This window comes from Gardnerella sp. DNF01144 (genome assembly GCF_049244245.1).
Taxonomy (GTDB): Bacteria; Actinomycetota; Actinomycetes; order Actinomycetales; family Bifidobacteriaceae; genus Bifidobacterium; species Bifidobacterium piotii.
On the sequence record NZ_CP058390.1, the window covers coordinates 849,457 to 875,846 of the forward strand.

The window sequence follows — 26,390 nt, forward strand, 5'->3', positions numbered from 1 at the left end:
GGTTGCTGCGATTCTGTCATATGCTAATTATATGCCGCTCGAATCGACGACTTCGAATTGCACAATGCTTGATCAATTTTCCGCGTTTTGTACCATTTTTTGGTCAAAATTGGTACAAAAAGCGGAGGGGTTTTCCGGAGTTTGTACGCGATTTAGGTCAAAATTGGTACAAAAAGCGGAAAGACAGGTCGGAGCGAGCGCTTAGAGAGTTGAGACGCGGCGGAGTGTTATGCGCGCTACACGCGTGTCGCTTGCAGCCGCCAAATCACTCAGCGCAACGCCAACAATCTGCTCGCCGCTTTGCGCGCTTTGAATCAGCTGACTTTGCCAATCGCCTGGGCAATCAAGCGCAAATCGAAGCTCGCGCAAATCGCCAGCCGACTCATCGCAAGCAACCGCGCGCTCCTTATACTTGTACTCGCGCCAAGAATCAGCCTTAGCAAAGAACGCGCGCTCATCGCAAGCAACCGCAGAATCGCCATCACTCTCCTCAAGCATCTTCTTCGCAAAACTCAACTCCTCAATCACGCTACCCAGCAAATCCGCCACATTTCGCCGATTTTCCGCAACCATCGCACGCGTGCGATTCGGGTCCGTAAGTGCAACGCGCGTCATATCTCGCCAAGAACCAGCCGACATTTGCAACGCAACATTGCGATTTTCGCTTCCACACAAAACGTTCGCCAGCGCTGTAGAAACAACGTGCGGCATGTGCGAAATCAGAGCCGCCGAAGCGTCGTGTATAGAATCGTTCAACACAAGCGCGCGATTGCCACACAACTCAACAATAACACGCAAAATCGCCAAAAATCGCCAAAAATCGCTGCTTTCATCAACGCTAACTGCCCAAAGCGCGCCGTCCAGCAACTCCGCGCTCGACGCCTGCCAACCCGTAAACTCGCTGCCAGCCATAGGATGCGCGCCAATATAACAATCGCCAAGCCCCGCGGCCTTAACCTGCTCGCGCACAAGCCCTTTAACGCTGCCAACATCGGTCAAAGTTGTGCGCTGCTTGTTGATTCCGCGCGAAATCTCGCCAAGAACTTCTGGCATAGATGCAAGCGAATTGCACAAAATCAAAACATTTGGCTGCATGCGCGCAAGATCCGCAACGCTTTCAACGCAAGTGATTCCAAGCGCCCTCGCCTCGCTGTACATTGTTTGATGGCGATTATACGCGTACACTTTGCAAGAGCCCGCATCCACCAAACGCTTTGCGATTGATCCGCCAATAAGTCCAAGTCCAACAATACCAACAGAAAATTTTTGAGAAAATTCAGCATCTTCTACCATAATAATTCTCTTTCTGCATGCATTACGTTCAAAGTGCGCAAAGCGCCCGAAGCATCAACTGAAGCATCGCCCGAAGCCTCAACCGAAGCCTCGCCTGCAGCATCAATACACACTCCACCATTAGGCAGCATCCAATCATTCATAATCGGATTATTGCGATTATTAGAAGGATACACCGCTAAAACTCGCACCCAATCACCATGTTCAACAACCTCTTGAATCATAGCTTTGCACGTAGAATCCCAAGGAGCAGCATCAACAGTGGCAATAAAACTATATAAACCATCTTGACCTTTAATCGGCCTAGACATAAAAGAAGTCATATTAAGACCATGATCGCGCACAACGTCAAGCAAATTTGCTAGCACTCCAGCACCTGTACAACGCGGAATAAAAGCAATAATCGAAGAAAAAGATGAATAGCATTCGCGATGCATACTAACAAAATTGAAAGCCTCATCTCTAGGAGCTAACACTAAAAACTCAGTGCGCGCGCCAGAAAAATCTTCAACGCCTTCACTCACAATCTGCCTATTGTATAAATCAGCACAAATTTTAGGGCACAAGGCAACTTCGCCATTAACTAAATCCCTACAAGCAGCAGCGTTTGAAGACGCGGTTTTTTCTTTCAATCCATGCTTTTGAGCAAACTTACGGCATTGCGCCAACGCGTGAGGGTGAGCAACAATAGTCGAACAGTTATCGATTGAATCCGACTGGCAAACAACAGCATCAAAACTTATATCAACGCCCACGCGCGCAATACCAACCATATTTTTTGCATCAATTAATAAATCTAAATTAGGTATTACTACGCCTTCAATATTGTTTTCCCACGCAATAATACCCAAATTGTAGCAATCTTCAATTTTGCTAGCAATATTACGAATATTCTCACACGCAGTTGGAATAAGACTCAAAGCACTTAACGATTTACATTGTTCTTTAACTTTTAAAGCAGCTTGATGAGTAAAAGAACCTTCTGGCCCTAAATAACATAATTTGCGGTCACTACTGCTGTTCTTATTACTATTCATGACTATATTGCTATTCATGACTATTCCTCAAACTACTTTAAGACTATAAGACTAAGACTACTGTAAATAAGACTACTCTAAGACTATAAGTAAGACTACCTTACACTGATTTGGCACCACTTATTTAGCGCCACTACCACTGATTTAGTGCCACTTATTTAGCGCCAGAAATAACAAAAAATTTATTAGGCATACAAAGCAAAACTGCGTGAGCAATAATCACGCCATAAAGCCAAAAATATCCAGCATTTTGTGCAATCCACGGAAGATTATCCACGCCAAAGCCAATGGCAACTAGCACGCAGCGAAATGCGCCAAAAACTCTAAACCATCCAAGCGCAATCATCCACACAACCGAACAACACACAATTGCGTGCAAAATAAAGCCAAACATGCCACAAAGCATGCGAGCAAAACACGCGCTCAAAGTAACAAGCAAAAGCGCGATTACAAGACCGTACGGAAAGCCGTACATAGCGCCCATTCGGTGCGCAAAAGTGCCCAAAACCGCGCAAAATGCCGCCAAAACGCATAAAGCCGCACACTTGCTAGCAAATAGCACAGAATGCGACTTTATGTTAAACATCATTTTAAGGAATATTTTAAGCGATATTTTAAGAAATCATGCATTAAGCAATCATGCAGCGTTGTTGTTCTGCCTACGCTGCTTAGCGCGCCACTTATACCATTCATCACGGCTCAAAATAATCTTGCGCACGCGAATCGACTCAGGTGTAACTTCCACGCACTCATCTTCGTTAGCAAAGTCAAGCGACTCTTCCAAGCTCATCTTAATTGGTGGAGTCAAAGTCTCAAGCACATCTGCTGTAGAAGAACGCATGTTAGTCATATGCTTAGCAAGCGTAATGTTAACATCCAACTCGTCTGGCTTGTTGTTAATACCAACGATTTGACCTTCGTACACAGGGCTTTGCGGATCTACAAAGAACACGCCGCGCGCTTGCAAACGCTGCATAGCGTAAGGAGTTGCAACACCCTTACGATCGCAAACCATAGAGCCATTCTGGCGAGTTACAATCTGACCAGCCCAAGGCGCGTAGCCTGCAGAAATAGAGCTTGCGATTCCCGTTCCGCGAGTTGCAGAAAGAAGAGCCGTGCGGAAGCCAATAAGACCACGCGAAGGAACAGTAAATTGCAAGCGAATCCAGCCAGATCCGTGATTGCTCATAGAATCCATGCGGCCCTTGCGATCTGCCATAAGCTGCGTAACAGTACCCATGTATTCTTCTGGAACATCAATCGTAGTGTTTTCCATAGGCTCGTTAATTTGGCCGTCAATCGTCTTAGTAACAACTTGAGGGCGGCCAACTGTAAGCTCGTAGCCTTCGCGACGCATTTGCTCCGCCAAAACTGCCAACGCCAACTCGCCACGACCCTGAACTTCCCAAGCATCTGGGCGGTCTGTTGGAAGAACCTTAATAGACACGTTACCAATAAGCTCGCGATCAAGCCTATCTTTAATCATGCGCGCTGTAAGCTTGTGATCCTTGCCTTCTGTGCCAGCAAGCGGCGAATCGTTAATGCCGAAAGTCATGGAGATAGCTGGGTCGTCAACGTGAATCAATGGAAGAGGCTTTGGATCGTTCTGATCCACAATCGTCTCACCAATCATAATGTCGTTAACGCCTGCAACTGCAACAATATCGCCAGGGCCTGCAGATGCAACAGGAGTGCGCTCCAAGCCTTGAGTGCGCAAAAGCTCGGAAACACGGAAGTTTTCAATCGAGCCGTCTACGCGAGAAAGCCCGTAAGTCTTGCCCTTTTCCAAAATGCCATTGTAGATTCGCACTAAGCCCAAGCGGCCAAGGAAGTCGGAAGAATCAATGTTTGCAACGTGCGCCTGAAGAGGCGCGCCTTCCTCGTACTCTGGTGCTGGAATGTTGGAAATAATGGAGTCAAAAAGAGGCTCCAAATTATCGTTGTCTGGCAAACCGCCGTTTTCTGGCTGATTCAAGGATGCATAGCCAGCTTTTGCAGCGCAATAAATAACAGGCAAATCAAGAAGCGAATCAATATCTAGGTCGATTCCTTCTTCAACAACGTCTTGTGCAAGGCCTAGAAGCAAATCTGTAGCTTCGCTCACAACCTCGTCAATACGCGCGTCTGGACGATCCGTTTTGTTAACGCACAAAATCACTGGCAGCTTTGCCTCAAGCGCCTTACGTAGAACGAATCGAGTTTGTGGAAGTGGGCCTTCGGAAGCGTCAACAAGAAGCACAACGCCATCAACCATGGAAATGCCGCGCTCTACCTCGCCACCAAAGTCGGCGTGACCTGGGGTATCGATTACGTTGATTGTGATTCCCTCTGGATGACCGTACTTTTCTGCGAGCGGGCCAGTGTATTGCACGGCCGTGTTCTTGGCAAGAATGGTGATGCCCTTTTCGCGCTCAAGGTCGTTGGAGTCCATTACGCGGTCTGGCACTTCTTCTCGCTCAGAGAATACGTGCGACTGCTGAAGCATGGCATTTACGAGCGTTGTTTTACCATGGTCAACGTGCGCTACGATTGCCACATTTCTAATATCACCGCGAACAGTCATTACAAACCTCTTCCATTTGATTTAGCCAAACCTAAACGAGTTTACTCGCGGCTTTAGACACGCCATTACACGAGAAATGTTGACGCATTTTGTAGCTCGAAACGGCATGTAGGACTACAAAACACGGAACAACCTTCCGCACTTTGTACCAGATTTGGCCTAAATCACGTACAAAACGCGGAATAGAAGATCATGTTGCTCTTCTCGCGCTTTAAGCGCTCATGCAGGTCGATTCATGCAATCGCAGACTCGCTGGCACCTTCTGGCAAATACTTGTCGTATCCTTCTTCTTCCAACTCGTCTGCAAGCTCTGGCCCTGCCGTCTTTACAAAGTGACCTTGCGCAAAAACGTGAACAATATCTGGCTTAATGTACTTTAAGATTCGCGTGTAATGCGTAACCATCATAATGCCCAAACCAGTGCTTTCTTTGGCGCGATTTACGCCTTCCGAAACAATTCGCAAAGCATCCACGTCTAGCCCAGAATCCGTCTCATCTAAAATCGCAAACTTTGGCTTTAAAATCTCTAGTTGCAAAACTTCCGCGCGCTTTTTCTCGCCGCCCGAAAATCCCTCGTTTACAGAACGAGATGCAAACTTTGGGTCCATTCTTAAGCGCTTCATTGCCTCGTTAAGCTCTTTAACCCACGCGCGCAAAGTCGGAGCCTCTCCGCTCACTTCTGTTTTTGCTGTGCGCAAAAAGTTCGTCATCGAAACGCCAGGTACCTCTACAGGGTATTGCATCGCAAGGAACAGCCCAGCTTTTGCGCGCTCGTCTGGAGTCATCTTCAAAATATCTTCGCCGTCTAGAAGCACCTGGCCCGAATCCACCTCGTACTTTGGGTGACCTGCCAAAGTGTATGCGAGAGTAGACTTTCCAGAGCCATTCGGACCCATAATCGCGTGCGTTTCGCCAGAATTAACTGTAAGATTTACGCCCTTTAAGATTTGCTTGCGTCCCTCTTTTGTTTCTACAGACGCGTACAAATCCTTGATTTCTAAAGTTGACATGTTTATCTCCTATTCTTCCGCATATTTCGATTCGTCGGTTGCTTGCGATTCGTTCGCATTTACAGATTCATCCGTCTTAGCTAAACGCCTCTCAATCGCAGTCATCAAATGATCTACGATTTGCTGCACGCCAATCTCATCAATAAGCTCGTTAAAGAATCCGCGCACAACAAGCTTTCTAGCATCCGCCTCGCTCACGCCGCGAGATTGCAAGTAAAACAGCTCCTCGTCGTCAAATCTGCCAACAGAACTTGCGTGACCTGCGCCAATGATATTGCCGTTTTCGATTTCTAGATTTGGCTCCGAATCGGCAATCGCGCCAGGAGTTAGAACCAAATTTCGGTTCAACTCGTACGAATCCGTGCCCGGAGCTTCTGGCTTAATAAGCGCGTTTCCAACCCACGTAGAATGCGCTCCTTTGCCGTACAGCGCGCCCTTATACACTACTCGCGACTTGCATTCTGGGTGATTATGCACAACCATCGTGCGATGCTCAACATGCTCGCCTGGATCCACAAAATACATGCCAAGCATGTTCAAATCGCCCTTTTCGCCGCCAAAATCCTGATCCATGCGGATTCGCACAACGTCTCCACCAAGCGTGACCATTGTGTGACGAAGAGACGCACCAGCACCCACGTGAATCCTATGATTTCCAACGTGTTTGCTGCCTGAATCCCACTCTTGAATGAACGTTGTAGAAACGTGCGCATTATCTCCAAGAATGATTTCTACGCCTTCAGCAAGCTTTGCAACTCCTGTGTGTTCTACAATAATATCCGCGTTTGTGCAGGAATCAGCTTCAATCACTAAGTGCAATGCGTCTAGTGGCAATGCGTCAAGTGATTTCGCAGCGTCTAGCGATTGCAAGTTGTTTCCGTGAATTTGCAATATTACTGGCTTTGTAACTTCGCCACAAACATGCAAAACGTACGCCGACTTTGCAGAATTCCACGCAACAGCAGCCACGCGATCCGAAGGCTTCATTTCGGTATGCGGAGCCTCGTTTTTAGGCAAAATCTGCAACTTTGCGTGCGAATCGCCATCAACACTTTTTAGCTCTACCGTAACGTTATTAGACGGCTCAAAGCTTTCAAAAAACTCAGAGATTCGCTCAACTGGCGTGTACCGCCAATCTTCCTGCTTGCGCGTTGGAATCGCAAAGTCTTCCACGTTAAAAGAGCGCACGGATTTATCTGCACTAGAAGGCATTGCAGCAGGAACAGCATAAGGATCGTTAGGGTCTGCTACAGGAATATTAATTTCTTTTTCCGTCATTTTATTGCCTAAATTCTTTTTCAGATCTTCGCTCATCACCCCACGGATCCTTCCATTTGCAATTCCACAAGACGATTAAGCTCCAGAGCATACTCCATCGGCAGCTGGCGACTAATCGGCTCTACAAAGCCGCGCACAATCATTCCCATGGCCTCTTTTTCTTCCAGCCCTCGGCTCATCAAGTAGAAAAGCTGATCCTCGGAAACCTTGGAAACAGTGGCCTCGTGAGCCATCGAAACGTTATCTTCGCGCACGTCAACATGCGGATAAGTGTCGGACCTAGAAAAATCGTCAACAAGCAAAGCGTCGCACACAACCGAAGAGCTAGAGCCGCTCGCACCCTTAACAATCTTCACAAGACCGCGATAGGCAGAGCGTCCGCCGCCGCGCGAAATCGACTTAGCAACAATCGTAGAACTTGTGTGCGGAGCCAAATGAATCATCTTCGCACCCGTATCTTGGTACTGACCGCGGCCAGCAAAGCTCAAAGACATAGTCTCCGCTTTTGCGTACGGCTCGGCGAGAATACATGCAGGATACTTCATAGTAGCCTTGGAGCCAATGTTTCCATCAACCCACTCCATTGTGCCACCTTCGCGCACGTAAGCTCGCTGAGTTACCAAGTTGTACACGTTATTTGACCAGTTTTGCACGGTTGTGTAGCGCACGCGCGCATGCTTTTCTACAACGATTTCAACGTTTGCAGCGTGGAGCGAATCCGTGGAATAAATCGGAGCTGTGCAACCTTCAACGTAATGCACGTACGATCCTTCGTCTGCAATAATCAAAGTGCGCTCAAACTGACCCATGTTCGGCGTGTTAATGCGGAAGTAAGCCTGAAGCGGAATATCCACATGCACGCCTTTTGGCACGTACACAAACGAGCCGCCACTCCAAGCTGCGGTGTTAAGAGCCGCAAACTTGTTGTCGTCAACTGGAATCACAGTTGCAAAATACTTTTTTACAAGCTCTGGATACTTTTGAACTGCCGTATCTGTATCAACAAAAATCACGCCTTGAGCTGCTAAGTCCTCGCGAATCGAATTGTAAATAACTTCCGACTCGTACTGTGCCGCAACGCCCGAAACCAAGCGCTTTTTCTCCGCTTCTGGAATACCAAGCCTATCGTAAGTTTTGCGAATATCTTCTGGCAAATCATCCCAAGTTTTCGCTTGATCGTGAACTGGGCGCACGTAGTACTTAAAATCGTCTGCGTCAAAGCCGCTTAAATCCACACCCCAATCTGGCATAGGCTTTTGCAAAAACGCGCGGTAGCCTTGCAAACGAAGGTTTAGCATCCATTCTGGCTCGTGTTTGTCGGCAGAAATTGCGCGAACAACCGACTCGTCAATGCCCTTCTTTGCAGCTTCGCCTGCAGCATCCGAATCGTGCCAACCGTAATTGTATTCGCCAAATTCGGCAACGATTTGCTCGTCTTGGCGAATTTTATCTTCGTTTACGCGAGCGCGATCTGCCACATACTGGCTCATTTCAACGTCTGCGGCGCTGGATTCTGCCGCGCTTACCTTTGCGGCGCTGGATTCGTTTTGATTCGCTACATTCTTATTCGTCGATACGCTATTCGTCGATACGCTATTCATCAATGCGCTTGATTCAGGCTTATTTGAATCATCAACCACTGTTTTACCCTCCTATCAAGCTTATAAATCGATTATACATTTAGCCACGCGTTGACATTACGTGATTCAAATCACATCTTTTCATTTTCTCCATATATCAATTAAACACAAAGAAAAATACTTTATTTTTTATTGCATTTTTATTAAAATCTTATTTAGAAAGGTGGTAATTTAGATGACAACAAATACAGCGAACATTAATTTCAAGCTAAATGCAGACGATAAACGACTTATGGAAAATGTTTGCCGAGAGCTAGGGCTTTCAATGAGTGCAGCATTCACAATATTTGCTAAGAAAGTTGGAAGAGAACACAGAATACCATTCGAAGTTTCAGCAGATCCGTTTTACAATCCAGAAAATATAAGTCGTCTAAAAAAATCCATAGCGCACATGGAAGAAACAGGCGGAACTATACACGAGGTTCCGATCGATGATTAAAGCGTGGACAGATGAAGCATGGGGGTGGAGCAAAAATCACGCGCGCGGGAAGGCTTGCGAGTAGCGCTGCTTAAGAGCCTGAATAGAAACGTGCGTGTAGCGCTGGGTTGTATTCAACGAAGAATGTCCTAAAAGCTCCTGAACCTCACGAAGATCCGCTCCGCCGTTGAGCATATGCGTTGCAGCACTGTGGCGAAGTGCGTGCGGAGCCACATCTGGCACGTTTGCAGCCGCTGCAGCCGCGTGAACAATACTCCTAACAATGCGCTGGTCAATGCGCTTTGCACGCGCTCCCAAAAACAGCGCTTGCGAGCTTGTTAGGCTTTCTGCATGCTTTTCCAGCAGCGCACTTCGACCATGCTCAATCCACTCTTTGCAAGCGTTTGCAGCAGGAACGCCAAACGGCACCACGCGCTGCTTGTTTCCTTTACCTGTAACTTTTACAGTGTGATTTTCAAAATCCATATCTTGCACATTAAGGCTTGTAAGCTCCCCCACGCGCATGCCCGTTGCGTATAAAAGCTCTAAAATCGCAGCGTTTCTAAGGGCGATTGCATGTTCTTGAAGGGATTTTAGTGGCGACTTTAGTGGCGACTTTAGTGGCGACTTTAGTGGCGACTTTAGTGGCGTATTTTCTTGATGATCGGTTGCTGGCGACTTTTGCGCGCGCGGCTTTTTTTGCGCACTGCTTTGAGGTGTTAAATCCTGCGCAGTTGAATCATGCGCAAAATCATCCGCACAATCATCCGCAAATTCATCCACACAATCAAGCAACTTTTGCGCTTGCGCCTCGTCTAAAACAGTAGGAAGCTCATTAGCAATCTTAGGAGTTGCAAGAATTTGCGCAGGATTTGCGCTAATCAAACCAACGTGCGTAGCCCACGCAAAAAAGCCGCGCACAGCTACCACTTTGCGCGCCAAACTCGAGCGCGCGTGATTCTTGTTAAGCCAATACATCCATTGGCGCAAAACACTCGTAGAAACCGCGCGCAAATCGCAAAAACCGTTGCGATTGCACCACTCTAAGCATTGCAAAACATCAGCGCTATACGCGCGCAAAGTGGCCTCCCCAAGGCCTTTGTTGGCGCGCAAATAGTCAACGTAGCGCGCACAGTGGTAGCGTAAGTCGCAAAAGTCGCCAGCAACCGTTGATGATGCTGAATCATCGTTAAATAATGAATCATTATTATTACGACTGCTAGCCATAGAACCGCCTCAAATCGCTTATATCACAGCAATCAGAAAGACCTAATTACCGCTTTCTTCGCTCGCGCTCGATTTACGCCTTCTATCCAACACGTGCCACGCTTTATCTGCAGCAGCAAGCTGAGCCTTGCGCTTGCTAGAACCAACCGCCTCTCCGAGCAGCTCATCGCCGTTTTCGTGCGCCAAAACCGCGCGTGCACGGAACACGGGCGCGTAATCTGGGCCAGAAACCGACATTCTATATTGCGGCTCGTCAAGCCCCATCTCGTGCGCCAAAACCGTAAGCGAAGTCTTCCAATCCAAAGCTGGGCCTTCCGTAAGAACCTCCGCCAAAGTGTCGTCAATCAAGCGATGCACTACAGCGCGCGCCTCGTCAATGCCATGCTCAACAAAAGTTGCGCCAATAAGCGCCTCAACAATATCGCACAAAATCGAGTCCTTTTGAGCGCCGCCATGCTCCATCTCGCCATGACCCAAAAGAATATACGGCCCAACATGCAACTTATCTCGCGCAACCGCGCTCAAAGCCCACTCCGAAACAGCCTTAGCGCGAAGCTTAGCCAACTGACCTTCCGTCATATCTGGGTGAGCAGAAAACAGCGTTTCTGTAGAAACAAGCTCCAAAACAGCATCCCCCAAAAACTCTAGGCGCTCGTAGTTTTTAGTGCCTGGATGCTCGTGCGAAAAAGATCGATGAGTGAGCGCCTCAACAAGCAAATCTGGCGAAATCGTAGTGCCAAGCGCGCGCAAAAGCTCCTGAGTAGGGTCACCATTTTGTGTGTGTCCGTCTTGTGTTCGTGCAACGCCAATGCTGCTAGTTCTAGCGTCTTGTGGCTGATTTGGGTTCGTGCATGCGCCGTGCTGGTCGTCATTTTGAACGCCATTTATATCGTTTTTGACGCCATTTTGATCTTTTGTATTGTTCCCACTCATATTTTCAACATTATAGCGCATGCGTTGAAGTCGTTGATTTGCGCTATATGCTTCCCGACTTTGTTGCTATAATCAGCGTGCAAAACAACAAAACCCGTCAACTTTTCCCGACTTTGTACCAAATTTGACCTAAATCACGTACATTTTCGGGAAACAACAAAAACTAGGAAAAACGCAAAAACCCTGCCACCCGTCGATGGCAGGGTTCTCTTAAAATACAACCTACTTGGTGTGCGCAGAGCGAATTGCTTCGCGATACACGCGACCGCGGAAGTTACCGCAGGTTGGGCAAGCCATGTGAGACAACGCTGGCGAACCGCAGTTCGGGCAGGTAATAGTCTGCACGGCAGAAGCCTTCCAATTGGCGCGACGCGAATGAGTATTAGCGCGCGAGGTCTTGTACTTTGGCAGTGCCATAATCTTTCCTCTATTTCGTTCAACCGATTGAGCTTAAGCGTTCTGTATATTACAGCAAGCGCCATACATTATTCAGAATCGCACTACATGACAGGTAATCGTTCGCGCGGATTAACCGCGATTTTGCGAGTTTTCAAGCTTTTCCTTAAGACCTTCAAGCGCCGCAAAACGAATATCCGTAACGTCGTGATGATGCTCTGGATGCTCATTCAGATTCTCTCCGCACTGAGAGCAAAGACCCTTGCAATCTGGCTCGCACAAAGGCTTAAGTGGCAACTCGCTAACCATTGTGTCTCGAATCAGCGCCTCAATGTCGGCAAAATCGCCGCCACCAACCAGCGGATACACATTTCCAGAATCGTCGCCTTCGTCCCAAATATCAGCATCTTCTAAATCATCATTAGAGTTATTAGAGTTATTAGAACGCGCGCCGCCATTTGCACCCTTGCTGCCTTTGCCGCTTTCCACGTGCGCAAAAAACGCGCACACATCAACAGGCCAATCCCTATGCAACGGCATCAAGCATCGCGAGCACTCTGCATGCACTCGCGCTGTAATCGTGCCCTGGAACATAAGCCCGTCCACTACGGAATCAAAGCTGCCGTCTACTGTAACATCACTCCCTGGTTGCACGCCAATAACACTGTCTCCAATGCCCTCTGGCGCTGGGAATGCGCGATGCAACTGCATGCTACTTCCCGCTCGCGCCGCCATTTGCGCAACTGGTACCGCCCACAAAGACTGGGAGGGATGCGATGTCATTTTAATTCCTTTCGTCACTTTTGCTTATTTCGCTGCTCTCGCTGTCGAATTCGTCATCTATCTTACTAGCAGCCTCATTTTGAACGTGTGCAGCAGCGCGTCTACGCTCTTCCAAAACGCGCTGACCTGCTTGAACGTCTTGCTCAAGCTTGTCTAATTGCTGCTTTAAGCCTTCCATAACCGTGGCACTGTACTGATCCGCACCGCGAGTAAGCTTTTCGGCCTTTGCTTGCGCATTGTTTACAATCTCGCGCGCTTGGTTTCTTGCAATCGCAACAACATTTTCTTGACCTGCTAAGAATCTGGCTCGCTCCTGAGCTTCCTCAACCATTTGCGCAGCCTGACTTTGAGCCGAACTCACAACAGAATTTGCTTGAGCTTGAGCCGTGCGCAAACGCCTCTCCGCCTCTCGCATTAACGCACTAGCGCGCTCCAGCTGAACAGGCAGCATGTCTTTTAATCTAGACAAGTAATCGCCAAATTCTTCGCGATCCACCTTTGCCATTCCAGCAGCAAAGAGCACTCCCTTTGCGCTGTTTAACGCCGTTTCCATCGTGTCGATTATGTCGTACACAGTGGTGAACTCTTCGCGCGACTTTGTGCGCACTTCCTCACTAACGGTTTGCGGATCTGCTGCCTTAAACACGTTTTCTTCTTCGTCGTCAAACGCTATTGCACCGCCGTCTTCTCGCTCGCGCAAATCTGGCATTGGGAACAAGTTTTGCACATTATCGCCAGCCGCCGCAGAATCACCAGAAGAGTCGCTAGCCGCCGCTGAGTCGCTAGTAGCACCACTAGCAGCATCACTAGCATCATCATCGTTAGTCTTGCTTGCAGCAGGCACAGCGTCGTAAGCTTCAAAAGCAGCACTAGGCGAATCGTCACTGTTTGCAATCACTGGATTTAATGGCAACTTTTGGCTGCGATTTGCCGATACCTGGCTTTCCATTGTGTCATCTTCGTTTTCGCTCATTTGCGCTCCTTCGCTAAGTAGCTGCTCTCTTATCTCTTAACAATTTTATTGTACGTATTTTAGTACGTATTTATTTTAGTAATATTGTACTTATTTCGGTGATATTTAACTTGCCATTATAATATTTCGCTGATTTTATGATTACGATATTGCATTTGTTTTAGAAAAAACGCTTTGCAAAAGTGGTATCACATTATTGGGCACCATTCCCGAAACGTCTCCACCATGACGAGCCACGTCTTTTACAACAGAGCTAGAAACATGCTCCAAAATAGGATCCGCTGGCAAAAACATGGTTTCAATGCCAGCCAGCTTGCGATTAACCAGCGCCATTCCAAGCTCCGCCTCGTAGTCACCGTTTTGTCGCAATCCCTTAACGATTACGGTTGCGCCAACTTTTTTGCAATAATCTGTAATAAGACCATCTGTAGAAGAAACAACTATTTTACACGCTGGCGATTTAGCTGCACCGCGCAAAGGTGGCGCAAACTTGCCGATTGGCGAATCGTCTTTTAAGTCTTCCAGCGCCTTGCGAATAATATCCACGCGCTCCGACTCGGAAAACATGGGCGTTTTGGCCGCATTAACCGCCACTAAAACATGCACTTCGTTAAAAAGATGCGTACAACGTTGTATCACGTCTAAGTGCCCGGCTGTAACGGGATCGTAGGAGCCTGGGCAAACAGCTATAGTCATGATTTTAGGTTACCACGTGTCTGGCACGAGCTAGACACAAGCCGCAACTAGCATATTTTGCACGAGTTTGTACTAGATTTACGGCGTATTATGTCGTTCGCGCGGTCTAAGCGCGCTATTCCTCGCGGCTATTAGTAGCCGCTCGGCTGATTTGGCACATAAAGTCCACTGGACTTTATGTTTAAGCCAAATCACGCTTTGAAGGAGCTTGAAATACGTTATGCAATTTCAAGCTCAGTCAAAGCGCGCAGCAGAAGCAGTGCTTCTGCATTGAGCTGCTCAGCGCTCCAAATTGCCTTCTCGCGCTACGCTTTAAGCTCGAAGGCAGATTGGCGCGCCTGCGAGGAGAGAAATACTCAAACCTCGCGCAACAGCAAACAGAGAATGCCGCTCGCGCAATATTTGTTGCGATTATGAATTATGCTTGTATAAACATAAATCGCAAGCAACAAAGCACGATTTGTACGAAAGGGATGCAATGACGTTTTCAAATGATTCAAAATATGGCGATAGCTCAAACGCTGCTAATTTGAACGCTGTTATGGAAGACGATTCGCAAAGCCTCCCAGATTCTGGATCTAGCACAAGCACAAGTGTGCTCGAAAAACCAGAAGTAGACGAATCCGCAAAAATGGACGATGGCGGCGACGCAGACCGCTTTGCACACTACGTTTCCAAAGATCGCGTAATCGAATCGCGCTTGACTGGCCGCCCTGTTGTAGCACTGTGCGGAAAAGTGTGGATTCCAAAGCGCGAAGCAAACGACTACCCTGTTTGCCCAGAGTGCAAAAAAATCTACGAAGAGATGAACAATCTGGGCTTTTAGAGTAACTCAAATTAAAGCTGATTTATAAACTAGCAAAACTAGCCTAAAACGCTGATTTCTGTAGGAATCGCAGGGTCGCCACGCATAAGACTTTGAGCAGAAATCGGAAGTCTGCTAAGCGCTTTGGCGCAATAATCCTGTGCGCGCATAATCGCGTCATGACCCATAAACTCCGTATTAAATTCGCCATTTTGCACGTAGTCAACTAGCAAATCTTCCCAAGAATCTTGCGGCTTAAAGGCGGCGAGCGCACTCTCCGATCCAGAAATCACGTGCTCGCAGTCAGCTACGCCATTGCCAGCAGCGCCACCATTCGCTCCACCATTTACTCCACTAAAATCGTAAGAACGATACGCAAGCTTGCGCCCTGGAACAGTCGCCTTATTCTTAGACTTCTTAGCAACAGGTTGCATAACACCATCCGCACCCTGGCGCTCCGTAAGCTTATAAACCATTGCGCAAGTAGGCGCTCCCGAACCCGTAACCAGCATGGTTCCAATGCCGTAGGAATCGACTGGCGCGTTTTGCAAAGACGCAAGAGCGTACTCGTCCAAATCGTTAGTAACTGTGATTTTAGTGTTTTTAGCGCCCAACGCATCGAGCTGCGCACGCACGCGACGAGCCATAACGCACAAATCGCCCGAATCAATGCGAACGCCGCCAAGATCTGCGCCAGCAACCTGAACGGCGGTTTTAACAGCCTCTTCCACGTTGTACGTATCTACTAACAGCGTTGTGCCTTTGCCAAGCGCGGCAATTTGAGACTCAAAGGCTGCGCGCTCCGAATCATGCACAAGAGTAAAGCAATGCGCGGCCGTTCCAATCGCCTTAAGCCCGTAAAGCTTTGCCGCAAGCAAGTTTGCAGTGCCCTTAAAACCGCCAATTACCGCCGCGCGAGAGGCAGCCACTGCCGACCACTCGTTTGTGCGCCTGCCGCCCATATCCATGCACGGCCTTCCAGCAGATGCGGAAACCATGCGTGCGGCGGCGCTCGCCACTGCGCAATCGTAGTTAAGCACGGAAAGCAGCAGCGTTTCTAGCAATGTGCACTCGCCAAAAGTGCCTTCAACTTGCAAAATCGGCGAATCTGGGAAGAACATTTCACCTTCCCTGTAGCCGCGAATTTTGCCGCTAAAATGGTAGTTTTCTAGCCATTTAATGGTGTCTTTGCTTACGATTTTTCGGTCTTGCAAAAATCGCAAATCCTCATCGCTAAAGTGGAATCGCGCTAGCTCCTCTAGGATTCTGCCTGTGCCTGCTACCACTCCGTAGCGTCGGCCTTGCGGAAGATGCCTCGTAAAAATCTCAAAAACGCATTTGCGGTCTGCTGTGCCGTCTTTTAGCGCTGCGTCTAGCATTGTGTACTCGTACATATCGGTCATGAGCACGGAAGAGTTTGTGTAGGACTTTACTTCAGACTTTGCGAAATCAAAAGAATCAAGCATTTTTAATCCTTTCTTGCGATTTTAGTGGCGTGCATTCGGCAGGCGGTTAGTGGCCATTTTTCCGTAGCTGCGCTTGCGATTTCTATCTGCTTGCAATCATAGTCCTACGCCTATCTACGACCAAAGCTACAAAGTGCGTCGAATCGTTCGCGCGTTACGGCGTGCTCAAAGCGCGAGTTATTACTTAAACACATTGAGTTATTAGCTAAACATATAATTGAGATTATGCTTGAAAATACGAACAGAACTCTTACAGCAGCAGCCGCGCGATTGCGCTTATACAACACGGCAACTCACAGCACTAGCGAGTTTACAACCGTTACTCCTGGTCACGTTGGAATGTACGTGTGTGGCGCAACCGTGCAAAGCTCGCCGCACATAGGTCATATTCGCGCAGCAATCGCCTTCGACGTTGTTCGCCGATGGCTTTTGCGCCTTGGCTACAACGTTACTTTCGTTAGAAACGTTACAGATATAGACGATAAAATCATCAAAAAAGCTAGCGAAAATGGCCAAACATGGTGGCAGCGCGCCTACATTTACGAGCGCGAGTTTACTGAAGCTTACAACACGCTTGGCGTTATGCCGCCAACTGTGGAGCCGCGCGCAACAGGTCACATCAACGACATGGTGGAACTTATACAGCGCTTGATTGATCGCAGCCACGCATACGAAATAACGGATGCGAATGGCAATCCTACTGGAAACGTGTATTTTAGTGTTCCAAGTTGGCAGGATTACGGCGCACTTACGCATCAAAATGGCAATTCAGATGGCAGCAATGAAGCCAACAAAGCCGACAAATACAACCCAGTTGACCCTGCTGACGCAAGCCCAGATAAGCACGATGCTCGCGATTTTGCGCTTTGGAAGGCACCTTGCGATTTTGACCAAAAAGACGCGCGCTGGAACACGCCGTTTGGAGCAGGCAGACCAGGATGGCACATTGAATGCTCGGCGATGAGTCACCGCTATCTTGGCGATTCCTTCGACATTCACGGCGGCGGACTAGACTTGCGCTTCCCACACCACGAAAACGAGATGGCACAAACACTCGCTGCTGGATGGAAGAGTGCAAACGTGTGGATGCATTCCGCTTGGGTTACATCTAAGGGCGAAAAAATGAGCAAATCCCTTGGAAACGGCCTTTCGGTTCCATCTGTTCTGGCTCAAAAATCCGCGTGGGTTGTGCGATATGCGCTAGGCGGCGTGCAATATCGCGCAATGCTGGAGTGGTCGGATCAATCTTTGAACGAGGCACAATCGGCTTATGATCGCATATCTAACTTCCTCGAGCGCGCAGGCCGCGTAATCGAAAATCAGCCAGATTATGCGGAAGTTCAAAGCGTTGATGCAGATAATCTTCCAGAAGATTTTACTAAAGCTATGAACGACGACATTAACGTTTCGGGCGCGCTGGCTGCGATTTTTACTGCGATTCGCTCTGGCAACGCGCTTTTGGACGACTATGCGCAAGGCCAAAACGATAGCCAAAACGATAGTATTAAAAACCTTATTAAGACTTGTGTTTTGCAAGTTCGCGCAATGCTAGACACGATTGGGCTAGACCCTTACTCCCCACAATGGCGAAGCAACGCGCAAAAATCGCAAGATTTGAGCGAAGGCGCGAATAGTGGCGCAAGCGCGGAACACAAAGCTCTTGAATCTTTGATTACAAATCAGCTAGAACAAAGGGCGATTGCGCGCGCTGCTAAGGATTTTGCACGAGCAGACGCGATTCGCGACTCTTTAACCGCCGCTGGCGTTGTAATCGAAGATTGCGCACAAGGTTCATCGTGGCATTTGTCTTAATCAAAAACAATGTAAACATAATAAAAGCAATAAAAAGCAACATAACAAAACGTTCCAAACAACCTGTAGAATAGAGCAATTATGGCAGCATTTAGTTCGTTAACAGAAAGACTTTCTGGCGCATTCAAGCACTTGCGTCGAAAAGGCAAATTATCCGACGCAGACATAGACGGCACGATTCGCGAAATCCGCCGCGCGCTTTTAGACGCAGACGTAGCTCTAGACGTTGTGCGATCTTTTACAGCTAAAATCCGCGAGCGCGCACTAGGCGAAGAGGTTTCTAGCGCACTAAATCCTGCACAACAGGTTGTGCGAATTGTAAACGACGAGCTTACAAACGTTTTGGGCGCAGGCGTTGAGCGACCGCTGAATTTTGCAAAATACCCCCCAACCGTAATCATGCTTGCTGGTTTGCAAGGCGCTGGTAAAACAACGCTCGCAGGAAAATTGGGCTACTGGCTTAAGGATTCGGGACATACGCCTTTGCTTGTTGCAGCGGATTTGCAGCGCCCTAACGCCGTTACGCAGCTTGAGGTTGTTGCCGAGCGCGCAGGCGTGGCGGTTTTTGCGCCAGAGCGAGGCGTGCAAAGCGATGGCGGCAGCGAAGTTGTTTCGGCTGGTTTAGCCACTGGGGATCCTGTTAAAGTTGCGCGAGATTCCATTGACTACGCGCGCGCAAAAATGTACGACACGGTTATTATCGATACCGCTGGTCGCCTTGGCGTGGACGACGCTCTTATGCAGCAGGCGCGCGAAATTCGCGATGCTGTTAATCCGCAAGAAATCCTGTTTGTTATAGACGCCATGATTGGTCAGGATGCTGTTCGCACGGCTCAAGCGTTTAATGAGGGCGTTGACTTTACGGGCGTTGTGCTTTCTAAGTTAGATGGCGATGCGCGAGGCGGTGCTGCGCTATCTGTTGCAAGCGTTACGGGCAAGCCGATTTTGTTCGCTTCTACTGGCGAAGGTTTGAAGGATTTTGAGATTTTCCACCCAGATAGAATGGCCTCCAGAATCCTCGATATGGGCGATATTCTAACGCTTATTGAGAATGCGCAAAAGCAGTTTGACGAGGAAGAGTCTAGAAAAGCGGCCGCCAAAATATCTGAAGGAACTTTTGGACTAGATGACTTTTTGGATCAGCTTCAGCAGGTTAAAAAGCTTGGTTCTATGAAGAAGATTCTTGGCATGATGCCTGGAATGGCGGCGCACAGGCAAGAGCTTGAGCAGTTTGACGACCGCGAGATAGACCGCACAGAGGCGATTATTCGCTCGATGACGCCTAAGGAGCGCAAAGACACCAAGATTATTGATGGTTCTAGGCGCGCGCGAATCGCAGCTGGCGCAGGCGTTTCAGTTTCCGCGGTGAATGCGCTTTTGCAACGCTTTGAGCAAGCAGCTAAGATGATGAAGCGCATGAGCAATGGCGGCGGCGCAGGAATGCCTGGAATGGGCGGAATTCCTGGGTTTGGCGGCGGCGCAGGAAAGTCTAAGCGCAAAGACAAAAAGAGCAAGAAGAAGGGCGGAAAGTCTGGCAATCCTATGCGCCGCGAGGCCGAAGAGCGCGCGCTTAGAGACCGCTTGTCTGGAAATTCTTATGCGAATGATGGCGATGACGCTGGCGAATCTGCCTTTATGAAGAAGAAGCAGGATTTACCTAATAATTTGCCAGAAAATCTTCAAAATCTTATGAGTGGCGAAGGTGATTTTGCTGGCGGAATGCCTGATTTGCCGCCTAATTTGGGTGGCGGACTCGCAGGACTTTTCGGCAGATAATGCAAATAATGCAAATAATCTATATAACCAGTAGATGATTTACTCGATTTTACTTGCGATTTTACTTGTTGCGCTTGTTTTGCTTCTAGTTTGGCAGTTGCTTAGGTGGCTGCCAGCTGGAGCAGACGGTCTAAAACCGCTGCCCTATGTTATTGCGCTGCTTCCAATTGCGCCGCTTTGCGCAGGTTTTGTGCTAATCGCCAGCGCTGTGGCTGCAGTTGCAGCACGCTCGCAAAATGGATTTTATAAATCTTACGTATTGTTGTGCGTTGCATATGCACTGTTATTCTTAATCTCTTTGAAATCGTATTCGCCGTATTTTGCAAGAAGATTGATGCGAATAAAACAGGAAAAATCGCCAGAATCATCACCAGAATCATCGCCAGAAAAATCACTAGAAATCCGCGTTATGACGCTTAATTGCAGATATGGCCGCGCAAACGCAAGTCAAATAATAAAGATCGCAAAAACGCATAAAATCGATACGATTCTTTTACAAGAAGTGAGCGAAAAACTTGTAAAAAGCCTTGAAAAGCTTGGGATTGAACGCGATTTTGCGCATGTGCAATTGGGAAATACAAACAAAAACGAAAATGGCGGCTTTAACGCGATTTATACGCGACTAAGCAATATTAAGGAATCTTTTGGCGAGTCGATTAAGATTGATGCAGCAAACGTGCCAATTTTTACGGCGGTTGCTTGCGACTCATCTTTGGAGGCTTGCGATTCTTCCGCGGAAAATCTTCTAATAACATTCGCCTCAGCGCATCCAAAGTCGCCTATGCGCGGGTGCGATGCTTGGAGCAGCGGAATAATGTCGCTTGCAAAAATCGGCGAAAATCACAATAAAAGCGGATGCAAAAAAGTCACAATAATCGGCGGAGACTTAAACTCTACTCCAGACCACCCAAGCTTTAGAGCGCTACTAAAATCAGGATTTTTAGACGCATCAATGCAAATTGGAAAGCGACTAAAAACATGGCCAACGTGGCAAAAATGGCCAAATCTTGCGCTTGACCATGTGCTAGTAAAATCAACAGGCTGCAGCGCTAAAGCCACAGAGCAAAGCACAATTCGCGTGGACGGCAGCGACCACTTTGCGCTAATCGTTTGCGTTTCACTCCTCCTCTAGCTCTATTCCTCACGGCTATTAGTAGCCGCTCGGCTGATTTGGCACATAAAGTCCACTGGACTTTATGCTTGAGCCAAATCACGCTTTGAAGGAGCTTGAAATGCGTTATGCAATTTCAAGCTCAGTCAAAGCGCTTCTTCGCCCGAATAACAATGCTCTTTGCGTACATTACTCCACTAAGTGAAGTAGAGATTCGAGATTTTTCGCGGCGAATGAAGCGAACCTCAGCATGAAATGGTGATTCGCTGAAGCAGCAAGAAAAATCGAGAATCTCGGCGATGAAAGATACGAAAAAGTTTAAGCATGCAAGAGGGCTGGGTGATTCTTGGTCGAACAGTATAAGAGCGGCAGCCGATACCAAATAATCCAATGACACACGCCTACAAACAAACTTCAACCAAAAACAAAATCAAAGCCAAATCGGAACAACCGCAACTCTAGACTACACGTAATAGGCGGAGCGTTGTGAGACAAGAATTAGCCAGCCCTCCTACAACACCAAATAGGAAATAGGAAATATCGTTCGCGCACTACGCTCTAAGCGCGAAGGCAGGTCGGAGCGTATAGTCCACGCAATCAGTCATAATAGAAAAGTTATTCGCGTGAATCGAAGCCCTCTTATCGACCACGCGAGGAACAGTGGAACTCGCGAGGAGTGCCCCACACCCGAGCGAAATTCTACGACTCTAGTTATAAGGAGAGCCATTTTGGCAACCAAGATTCGTCTTAAGAGATTGGGCAAGAAGTTCTACGCCTTCTATCGCGTTGTAATTTCTGATTCGCGCAACAAGCGTAACGGCAAGTCCATCGAAGAGATCGGCATCTACGATCCAAACAAGCAGCCATCTTTGATTCAGATTAAGTCTGATCGCGCACAGTACTGGCTTGGCGTTGGCGCACAGCCAACCGAACCAGTGTTGAAGCTGCTAAAGATTACTGGCGATTGGCAGAAGTTTAAGGGTCTCGACGGCGCAGAAGGCACGTTGAAGACTTCTGAGGCTGGCCCAGATGCTCAGGCTCGCGTTGAGGCTGTAGAAGCCGAAGCTCAGAAGCTTAAGGCCGCTAAGAGCGAGGCCGCTGCAAAGGCTCAGGCTGCTGCAGAAGCCGCTAAGAACGAAGCCGAAGAAGCCACTGAAGAAGCTCCAGCAGCAGATGCTGAAGCCGAGGAAAAGGCTGAGTAATTATGCTGGCTCAAGCTGTGGAACATCTCATTAAGAACATTGTGGATTTTCCAGATGACGTATCCGTGCGTTCTCATTCAAACGCTCGCGGCGAACTTTTGCGCGTGCGCGTAAATCCAGAAGACATCGGTCGCGTTATTGGAAGAAACGGTCGTACCGCCAATGCTATTCGTATTGTTGTGCAGGCTCTAAGCCATCGCAACGTGCGCGTAGACATTATGGACGTACGTAAGTGAGATTGAACGTGGCTAAAAACCAACTTTTTGACAACCCTCAGCAAGGTGCAAACACCCTACTGAGGGTTTGTCGTATTGGAAAAGCGCAAGGATTAAAAGGCGAAGTCACGGTTCAGGTATTTACCGACGAACCTTATAATCGCTTTGAACCAGGCAATGTGCTTTACACGCAAGACGGCGAGCGCGAGTTTACAATCGAAGCTTCTCGCACTTTCAAAAACCGCTGGATTCTACTTTTTGAACAAAGCCTAAATCGTAACGACGCAGAGGCCCTAAACGGCTTGGAGCTTTACACTAAGGCTCAAAGCGCGGAAGAATTAGAGCAAGAAAACGCCTGGTATATTAAGGATTTAGTAGGCCTTAGCGCGCGCATTTGTAAGAATAATTCACTTGGTGTTGCTCCTCGCGAAATCGGCAAAGTCGTAGACGTTGTGGACGGCGCTCAGTCGCTGCTTAAAATCCGCCTTTTGGAGCCAGTTGGCGATGATAAAATTGCGCTAGTTCCTTTTGTTCAAGCGCTTGTTCCAGAAGTAAATCTTAAAGACGAATATTTAACTTTAGACCCTCCAGGCGGCTTAATCCCTGGGCTTTAATGCGCAGGATTTAAGCTTAAGGCTTATAAAAATGCAAATCGACATAATCTCCGTATTTCCAGAATATTTTCGTATGCTTGATTTAAGCTTGCTCGGCAAAGCGCAAGATAATGGCCTGCTTAAAATCAACGCTTACAATCTTAGAAGATGGACGCACAACGTTCATCAATCGGTTGACGATACACCAGTTGGCGGCGGCGCTGGAATGGTGATGAAGCCCGAAGTGTGGTCGGAGTGCCTTGATGAGCTGCTTTTTAGTGGCAATAATATCTCAGATAACAGCGACGATGTCTGCGATGTCTGCGACGACAATAACTGCATCGCAAACAATAGCGTTGATAACGGCACAATTCTAATCTTCCCAAATCCTTCTGCACCACTGTTTTCGCAAAAAGACGCAACGCAATTAGCAAACGCAAAGCGACTCGTGTTTGGATGTGGCCGCTACGAAGGCTACGACGCGCGAATCCCAGAATACTACAAATCACGCGGCTTAGATGTGCGCGAGTATTCGATTGGCGACTACGTTCTTAACGGCGGCGAAGTTGCTGTTAGCGTTATGGTAGAGGCCATTACGCGCTTGATTCCAGGCTTTATGGGAAATCCTGAGTCGATTGTGGAAGAGTCATACACGGGCGCGGACGCGATTCTTGAGCATCACCAGTACACGCGTCCAACAACTTGGCGCGGCATTAGTGTGCCTGCGATTCTTACTTCGGGCGACCACGCTAAAGTGGATCGATTCCGTAGAGACGATGCATTGGAGCGCACAAGTCAAATTAGACCAGATTTGATTGAAAAACTTGATTGCAAGTCGCTTAGTAAGCAGGATAGAAAAACGCTGATTAGCCTTGGATGGGAGGTTTCTGGCGATTCGCCAAAGCGCCTATAAATCTAGCTATCGCTAGCGCATTTCCTTGTTTGGTGTGTAGGAGGGCTGGGTGTTTCTTGTCTCACAACGCTCCGCCTCTTACGTGTAGTCTGTTGTTGCGGTTGTTCCGATTTGGCTTTGATTTTGTTTTTGGTTGAAGTTTGTTTGTAGGGTGAGTCATTGGATTGTTTGGTATCGGCTGCCGCTCTTATACTGTTCGACCAAGAATCACCCAGCCCTCTTGCATGCTAAAACTTTTGCGTATCGCTAGTCGCCTGAGATTCTCGATTTTTCTTGCTCTCTCGGCGAGTCACCACCTTCGGCGCTGAGGCTCACCTCTTTCGCGGCGAAAAATCTCGAATCTCTACCTAGCTTGGCAAATCTTTAAACGCAAATAAAGGTCAACGCGTAGCTTGAATAAACATAACGGCAGTCTCGCCATAGTTTCGCGTGTCGAAAATCTCCCACCCCGCGCAAATCTTAGGAGCAACGCTGCGCGCGCTACGCTCCAAAACAATCAACGTATCTGCAGCAGCGCTCACAACTCCCCTATTAACCATGTTTTCAATCAAAAGCTCAACTTGTGCCGTCTCCAACGCGTACGGCGGATCTATAAACACCAAATCGAAAGCCTCGCCGCTGTAGTCTTGCACAAACTGCTCCGCACGCTTTTTATTTACGCGCACGCTTAAATCCTGGCTCCACGCGCTTTGACTTTCTAGCACTTTAACGGTTTTTGCAATTAGTGCCGCCGCAGCCGCGTTAGCCTCTACACACACCAGCTCGTTTGCACCCCTAGAAATCGCCTCTACACCCAACGCCGCGGTTCCAGCAAATAAGTCGAGTACGCGCGCTCCCCCGCACACTCCCCACGAGTCAAGTCTAGAAAAAATCGCCTCTTTTGTGCGGTCTGTTGTTGGTCTTGTACATGACTTTGCGGCGCATAATGGCGTGCCTTTAAATCTTCCTGCAATTACGTGCATATTTTAAGCATATCATTTTAATTTATTTTGCCTTATGCATCTTTTTTACTTGTGTCAAATTTTATCCTTGTTAAAATTGTATTGGTCATTTGTTTATTAACATCAACAAATGTTGCTTAGCACTGGTTTCTGGCGATTTATCCCAAACTACGCTAAACAATGAAGTTTGCTAAAAAGCCTAAGCATAAAATATCTAAATCCCAAATACAACTGACATACAACTAAACAACTAAGGAGCAGCAATGACTTCAATCATTTTAGATTGCGACCCTGGCCACGACGACGCGATGGCAATTCTTCTAGCGCTTGGCAACCCAAACATTGATTTGATTGGCGTAACAACAGTCGGCGGTAATCAAAGCCTCGAAAAAGTAACATACAACGCGCGAGCAACGCTAGAAATGGCTCACGCAACAAACATTCCAGTTCACGCAGGATGCGATCGCCCAATGATTCGCCCGCTAGAAGTGGCTGCATCCATTCATGGCGAAACTGGCCTAGACGGAGTAACTCTCCCAAAGCCAACTCGCCCATTAGACGAAGGCCACGCAGTAAACTGGATTATCAACACGATTATGAACAGCGAGCCAGGCACGATTACACTTGTTCCAACTGGCCCACTTACAAACATTGCAATGGCTGCGCGAATGGAGCCGCGAATCGTTAGCCGCGTTAAGGAAGTTGTGCTTATGGGCGGCGGCTACCACGTTGGAAATTGGAGCGCGGTCGCAGAATTTAACATTAAGGTAGATCCTGAAGCCGCTCACGTTGTGTTTAATGAAGATTGGCCTATTACAATGGTTGGTCTTGATTTAACGCACCAAGCACTTTGCACACCGCAAGTACAAGCTAAAATCGACGCAATCGGCACACCTCTTTCTGCGTTTGCAAGCGGCTTGATGGACTTCTTCCGCAAAACATACCAAAACAATCAAGATTTTATTGACCCACCTGTGCACGATCCTTGCACGGTTGCGTACTTGATTGACCACAGTGTTGTACAAACTCGCAGATGCCCTCTAGACGTTGAAATTAAAGGCGATTTAACACTTGGAATGACGGTTGCAGACTTGCGCGGACCAGAGCCATCCGCAAGCGAATGCCACACGCAAGTGGCCACTAAGCTTGACTTTAACAAGTTCTGGGATTTGATTATCGACGCTCTAAAGCGAATCGATGGAATCAAATAAGTCAAGTAAGTCAAATAAACCAAATAGTCAAACAATATACATCAAACAAATAAATAAAAGATAATAGAGAAAATCCCTAACAAGAGAAGATCCCTAAT

25 protein-coding genes are annotated in these 26,390 nt (G+C 47.9%); 10 read left to right on the top strand and 15 right to left on the bottom strand.

Translation table 11 applies throughout. The features are described from left to right. Positions 1-201: 201 nt before the first annotated feature. The 7 genes from HXT36_RS03390 to sufB all read right to left on the bottom strand — a co-directional run bounded on the left by HXT36_RS03390 (position 202) and on the right by sufB (position 8,821). Entirely contained in the window at positions 202-1,293 is a 1,092-nt protein-coding gene (locus HXT36_RS03390; RefSeq protein WP_421778564.1) for a prephenate dehydrogenase, read from the bottom strand. Next, complete coding sequence (locus HXT36_RS03395; protein ID WP_421778565.1) at positions 1,287-2,348, bottom strand: prephenate dehydratase; 1,062 nt, start codon at positions 2,346-2,348, stop codon at positions 1,287-1,289. The genes HXT36_RS03390 and HXT36_RS03395 overlap by 7 nt, the downstream gene beginning before the upstream one ends. 136 nt (positions 2,349-2,484) lie before the next feature. Continuing rightward, positions 2,485-2,919: an alcohol dehydrogenase gene (locus HXT36_RS03400; RefSeq protein ID WP_421778566.1), complete on the bottom strand. Its 435-nt coding sequence runs from the start codon at positions 2,917-2,919 to the stop codon at positions 2,485-2,487. A gap of 48 nt (positions 2,920-2,967) precedes the next feature. Then, the gene (gene typA / locus HXT36_RS03405; protein ID WP_004574694.1) at positions 2,968-4,893 is read right to left on the bottom strand and encodes a translational GTPase TypA; all 1,926 of its coding nucleotides are present in this window, start codon (positions 4,891-4,893) and stop codon (positions 2,968-2,970) included. A 233-nt stretch (positions 4,894-5,126) separates the two neighbouring features. Next, entirely contained in the window at positions 5,127-5,903 is a 777-nt protein-coding gene (gene sufC / locus HXT36_RS03410) for a Fe-S cluster assembly ATPase SufC (RefSeq protein ID WP_004113429.1), read from the bottom strand. Positions 5,904-5,912: 9 nt separating this feature from the next. Beyond that, positions 5,913-7,217, bottom strand: a complete 1,305-nt coding sequence (sufD, locus tag HXT36_RS03415; RefSeq protein WP_421778567.1) for a Fe-S cluster assembly protein SufD — start codon at positions 7,215-7,217, stop codon at positions 5,913-5,915. After that, positions 7,217-8,821 (bottom strand): Fe-S cluster assembly protein SufB, encoded by a 1,605-nt coding sequence (gene sufB / locus HXT36_RS03420; RefSeq protein ID WP_421778568.1) that lies wholly within the window; start codon positions 8,819-8,821, stop codon positions 7,217-7,219. Before sufB ends, sufD begins: the two co-directional genes overlap by 1 nt. 175 nt (positions 8,822-8,996) lie before the next feature. On the opposite strand from sufB, the gene HXT36_RS03425 reads away from it, so the two are divergent. Beyond that, positions 8,997-9,260 carry a type II toxin-antitoxin system RelB/DinJ family antitoxin gene (locus HXT36_RS03425; protein WP_421778569.1) on the top strand — a complete coding sequence of 88 codons (264 nt, stop codon included), beginning with the start codon at positions 8,997-8,999 and terminating at the stop codon, positions 9,258-9,260. Positions 9,261-9,296: 36 nt separating this feature from the next. On the opposite strand, the gene HXT36_RS03430 is transcribed toward HXT36_RS03425, so the two are convergent. The 6 genes from HXT36_RS03430 to coaD form a co-directional block, all read right to left on the bottom strand. Next, positions 9,297-10,466 carry a tyrosine recombinase XerC gene (locus tag HXT36_RS03430; protein WP_421778570.1) on the bottom strand — a complete coding sequence of 390 codons (1,170 nt, stop codon included), beginning with the start codon at positions 10,464-10,466 and terminating at the stop codon, positions 9,297-9,299. Between the two features lie 42 nt (positions 10,467-10,508). Further along, positions 10,509-11,420, bottom strand: a complete 912-nt coding sequence (gene rnc / locus HXT36_RS03435; RefSeq protein ID WP_421778571.1) for a ribonuclease III — start codon at positions 11,418-11,420, stop codon at positions 10,509-10,511. A gap of 201 nt (positions 11,421-11,621) precedes the next feature. Continuing rightward, a complete protein-coding gene (rpmF, locus tag HXT36_RS03440) occupies positions 11,622-11,816 on the bottom strand; it encodes a 50S ribosomal protein L32 (RefSeq protein ID WP_004113441.1) in 195 nt (64 codons plus the stop codon). A gap of 111 nt (positions 11,817-11,927) precedes the next feature. Continuing rightward, positions 11,928-12,578, bottom strand: coding sequence for a YceD family protein (locus HXT36_RS03445; RefSeq protein ID WP_421778572.1), 651 nt, complete (start codon positions 12,576-12,578; stop codon positions 11,928-11,930). Position 12,579: 1 nt separating this feature from the next. Further along, positions 12,580-13,551, bottom strand: coding sequence for a hypothetical protein (locus HXT36_RS03450; protein WP_421778573.1), 972 nt, complete (start codon positions 13,549-13,551; stop codon positions 12,580-12,582). A 141-nt stretch (positions 13,552-13,692) separates the two neighbouring features. Beyond that, positions 13,693-14,247: a pantetheine-phosphate adenylyltransferase gene (gene coaD, locus HXT36_RS03455; protein ID WP_020973209.1), complete on the bottom strand. Its 555-nt coding sequence runs from the start codon at positions 14,245-14,247 to the stop codon at positions 13,693-13,695. A 478-nt stretch (positions 14,248-14,725) separates the two neighbouring features. Between coaD and HXT36_RS03460 the strand changes: the two genes are divergently transcribed. After that, positions 14,726-15,073, top strand: a complete 348-nt coding sequence (locus HXT36_RS03460) for a DUF3039 domain-containing protein (RefSeq protein WP_004131866.1) — start codon at positions 14,726-14,728, stop codon at positions 15,071-15,073. Between the two features lie 38 nt (positions 15,074-15,111). Here HXT36_RS03460 and HXT36_RS03465 read toward each other — a convergent pair whose 3' ends face one another. After that, positions 15,112-16,518 (bottom strand): nicotinate phosphoribosyltransferase, encoded by a 1,407-nt coding sequence (locus tag HXT36_RS03465; protein ID WP_421778574.1) that lies wholly within the window; start codon positions 16,516-16,518, stop codon positions 15,112-15,114. Between the two features lie 225 nt (positions 16,519-16,743). Between HXT36_RS03465 and cysS the strand changes: the two genes are divergently transcribed. The 7 genes from cysS (at position 16,744) to trmD (ending at position 24,140) form a co-directional block, all read left to right on the top strand. Next, positions 16,744-18,330, top strand: a complete 1,587-nt coding sequence (gene cysS / locus HXT36_RS03470) for a cysteine--tRNA ligase (RefSeq protein WP_421778575.1) — start codon at positions 16,744-16,746, stop codon at positions 18,328-18,330. 81 nt (positions 18,331-18,411) lie between these two features. Further along, the gene (ffh, locus tag HXT36_RS03475) at positions 18,412-20,106 is read left to right on the top strand and encodes a signal recognition particle protein (RefSeq protein ID WP_421778576.1); all 1,695 of its coding nucleotides are present in this window, start codon (positions 18,412-18,414) and stop codon (positions 20,104-20,106) included. 34 nt (positions 20,107-20,140) lie between these two features. Then, positions 20,141-21,238: an endonuclease/exonuclease/phosphatase family protein gene (locus HXT36_RS03480; protein WP_421778577.1), complete on the top strand. Its 1,098-nt coding sequence runs from the start codon at positions 20,141-20,143 to the stop codon at positions 21,236-21,238. 707 nt (positions 21,239-21,945) lie between these two features. Continuing rightward, positions 21,946-22,419, top strand: coding sequence for a 30S ribosomal protein S16 (gene rpsP, locus HXT36_RS03485; RefSeq protein WP_016636229.1), 474 nt, complete (start codon positions 21,946-21,948; stop codon positions 22,417-22,419). 2 nt (positions 22,420-22,421) lie between these two features. After that, a complete protein-coding gene (locus tag HXT36_RS03490; protein ID WP_016636230.1) occupies positions 22,422-22,655 on the top strand; it encodes an RNA-binding protein in 234 nt (77 codons plus the stop codon). 8 nt (positions 22,656-22,663) lie between these two features. Beyond that, positions 22,664-23,248, top strand: coding sequence for a ribosome maturation factor RimM (rimM, locus tag HXT36_RS03495; protein ID WP_415680743.1), 585 nt, complete (start codon positions 22,664-22,666; stop codon positions 23,246-23,248). Between the two features lie 31 nt (positions 23,249-23,279). Continuing rightward, complete coding sequence (gene trmD / locus HXT36_RS03500) at positions 23,280-24,140, top strand: tRNA (guanosine(37)-N1)-methyltransferase TrmD (protein WP_421778578.1); 861 nt, start codon at positions 23,280-23,282, stop codon at positions 24,138-24,140. A 380-nt stretch (positions 24,141-24,520) separates the two neighbouring features. Here trmD and HXT36_RS03505 read toward each other — a convergent pair whose 3' ends face one another. Further along, a complete protein-coding gene (locus tag HXT36_RS03505) occupies positions 24,521-25,102 on the bottom strand; it encodes an RsmD family RNA methyltransferase (RefSeq protein ID WP_410294012.1) in 582 nt (193 codons plus the stop codon). A 242-nt stretch (positions 25,103-25,344) separates the two neighbouring features. Here HXT36_RS03505 and HXT36_RS03510 point away from each other — a divergent pair, with 242 nt between their 5' ends. Then, positions 25,345-26,292, top strand: coding sequence for a nucleoside hydrolase (locus HXT36_RS03510; RefSeq protein WP_004131838.1), 948 nt, complete (start codon positions 25,345-25,347; stop codon positions 26,290-26,292). The last annotated feature ends 98 nt before the right edge of the window (positions 26,293-26,390 follow it).